Annotated in this window: 1 protein-coding gene and 1 pseudogene; both read right to left on the minus strand. The window is 49.8% G+C overall.

Annotation, left to right across the window (positions count from 1 at the left end; genetic code table 11):
* The coding region (locus ACTHUR_RS18980) for an ATP-binding cassette domain-containing protein (protein ID WP_440400327.1) at positions 1 to 369 on the minus strand (369 nt) is incomplete at its 3' end.
* A 24-nt stretch (positions 370 to 393) separates the two neighbouring features.
* Positions 394 to 498 (minus strand): annotated as a pseudogene (locus ACTHUR_RS18985) (peptide ABC transporter permease); the annotation flags it as partial.

Below are 498 nucleotides of genomic sequence, written 5' to 3' on the forward strand. Positions count from 1 at the left end.
GTGCACACGCGCCGCTTCAATCAGTTGCGCACCGATACGCATAAACGGATTGAGCGAGGTCATCGGCTCTTGGAAAATCACGCTGATGCGATTGCCGAGCAAATCACGCAAGGTTTTCTCATTGGCATCCAAAATGGAAATGCCGTCAAAAGTAATGCGTGAATCTTTGCCATAGCGGGCAAATTTCTCAGGCAGCAGGCGCATAACGGACATAGACGTTACGGACTTGCCCGAGCCGGACTCGCCGACCAAAGCCAATGTTTCGCCCTCTGCCACTTTAAAGCTGACATTACGCACGGCGTGCACGTTCTTTTCATGCAATTCGAAATTGATGTCCAGATTTTCTACAACCAGTAACTGTTTTGTCATTTTGATTATCCTTTTGGTTGTCGTTTAGCGGTCTTTCGGGTCGAGCGCATCGCGCAGGCCGTCGCCGATAAAGTTGAAACAGAACAAAGTGGTTACCAAGAAGAAACTCGGCACGAGCAGCTGCCATGG

The organism is Neisseria sp. P0021.S007, assembly GCF_051956855.1.